This is a genomic window from Leyella stercorea, assembly GCF_019052365.1.
GTDB lineage: Bacteria > Bacteroidota > Bacteroidia > Bacteroidales > Bacteroidaceae > Prevotella.
Genome location: NZ_JAHQUY010000141.1, coordinates 1 through 2,096 on the forward strand (window position 1 = coordinate 1; position 2,096 = coordinate 2,096).

Annotated in this window: 3 protein-coding genes; all 3 read right to left on the reverse strand. The window is 47.4% G+C overall.

What is annotated here, in order from left to right; all coding sequences use genetic code 11:
- Positions 1-160: 160 nt before the first annotated feature.
- Entirely contained in the window at positions 161-1,438 is a 1,278-nt protein-coding gene (locus tag KTQ90_RS13100) for a PcfJ domain-containing protein (protein ID WP_217318797.1), read from the reverse strand.
- A complete protein-coding gene (locus tag KTQ90_RS13105; protein ID WP_217318798.1) occupies positions 1,435-1,860 on the reverse strand; it encodes a PcfK-like family protein in 426 nt (141 codons plus the stop codon). The genes KTQ90_RS13100 and KTQ90_RS13105 overlap by 4 nt, the downstream gene beginning before the upstream one ends.
- A 23-nt stretch (positions 1,861-1,883) precedes the next feature.
- Positions 1,884-2,096, reverse strand: a 213-nt coding sequence (locus KTQ90_RS13110; protein WP_217318799.1) for a DUF6926 domain-containing protein, incomplete at its 5' end; no start/stop codon positions are given.

Consider the following 2,096-nt stretch of genomic DNA (forward strand, 5'->3'; position numbering starts at 1 on the left):
TAAAGGACAGTCCTTTTGATTTGGGCTGTCCTTTGTTATTCTGCAAGCATCGCAGATAAGGAAAAAACGGTTCTTTGCCACTTTCTTTCCGCTCCTCGGCTCATGAAGAAAGTGGCGGAACGAATTTTCATCGCTCCGCCTAAATTATAATAATGTGGTGTTATGTCGTTGCAACCATACGCTGCTCTATAAGTCTTGCATTGCTGTTCACCAAGTTGATGATGTCGGCATGGTGCTCGGTGTCCTTGTTCTGTAGTCCGTGGCATTGTACGACTTTCATCTGTTCGAGTGAAAACTCCACTGTTTCAACTCTTTGTTCGGCTATTCTTGCAGAGAAGATGATGCAGTCGGGATTGAGCGAGTAGCTTGTTCCGCTGCCTACACAATGGTGCATCGCCTTGCCCTCAAGAACGTGCTCCCTGACGCTTTCAAGCATTCTCACCACGATATTGCCGTCCGTGAACATCAAACCGAAGAAACGGCTCTTCATTTCCTTGAACTTGTCCTCGTTCTTCAATGCCTTGCGTATCTCCTCCTCGGTACGCTCCTTTTCTTTCTTTACTCTGATTTTCTCGGATATTCTGTCGTGCTCGGCTTCAAGGTTGTCGGGGCAAATGTAATGTGGACTTCTTATGTCCTTGCCCATTTCTACCAACATACAGATGTAGTCCGCCCATTTGCCGATGTCTGTAATAAGGTAATGGTTGCGGTTGGCTATCTTGTAGGCATTCCAACAAGTTTCCAAGTGCCGTGGATGGTCTATGAAGTGGCGGACGTGTCCGTAACGACATTGTTTCATCATCGTTTCGATGCGGTGGTCTGTCAGCATCGCCTTGAACAATGTAAGCGGTTCGATGCCGTGAAACGCTCCGTCAAAGCCGTTGCGCCATATCTGAGGAATGACTTTCATATCGGGGCATACCGGAAATGAAGCAATATGCTGATAGGTGGTGTTGTCCCTGCGCAGTTCAATGTCGGAGTCGTAGCAGAACGTGTCCATATAGATACCCATTGTGCGCTTGCGTGCCATAACCTCCACCTTGCCTTTTTCGTTCATCCAATATCGTGCCACCTCCCAACAATTGATTTCTGCCTTTTGTCCCTTGCGGTAATAGGCTTTCATCTGATATGCTCGCATAAGTTGCAGTCCCTTACGCTCGGTGAGTACGCTGAAATAGGTAGAAGACATTGCCTTCTGTCGCTTGGTGCGCTGCACTTCCAACTTTGCCTTACACTTCGGGCAGACACATTTGTCCGCATACTCGTCCGTAGTCCAAGTGTGTCCGCAGTCCATGCAGGTGGTCTGTCCGTGCTTCAACTGAAAGGCATAGTGGTCAAGACATTCACGGAATGCCCATTGCATTTGCGCTCCCTTGATAGGTTGTAACCCCTTGTTTGAGGTTACGACTTGCTTCTGATATTTCGTTCTTGGTTTCATAACGTGTCGAATAATGATGGTTGGTGTACTTCTGTTTCCGTTCTCTGTGAGGTGCGCTTGGCGGTATCTCTGTTACGCATCTTGTTCATCTGCTCTTGCTGATATTGGCGGATGGCTTCCTGTCTTGCCTGTGCCTTCTCCTCCTCTGTGAGTTTGATGTGGTGGTTGACAGACACTTGGCAGTTCAATGGTTTTCCTACCTCGATGTCCTTCTCCTCGTAGTAGTGGATGGCTTGTCCATATATCTCGTCATCGCAAAGGCCGTTGCAACCGCTCTTCTGTACCCAATTAAGGATATAGGTGACGCAATCGTCTATGTTCTTGTCGGGGTTGTCATACTTGGCTGCAAAGAGTTCGTCCTCCATTGCACGCTCCTCCAAATAGGCTTGTATGGTTCTCTTGAAATATTCTGTAGTGTTCATATCTGATGTTGTTAAAAGGGTTGTTACTCATGATAGATGATGTCGCAGTCCTCAACTTCTGTAGGCAGTCCGAAAAACGGATAACGGCTGAAGTAAGGTTCTGTGCACATGTCCTCGTTGTATCTTGGACTTACTATCTCAATATTGTTCTTGCGTATGGCTTCGTCCACCATACGGATTTCCTCGTCTGTCAGTCCGCTTGCATCGCCATTGATGATGTAGCAGAGTGCCCATGT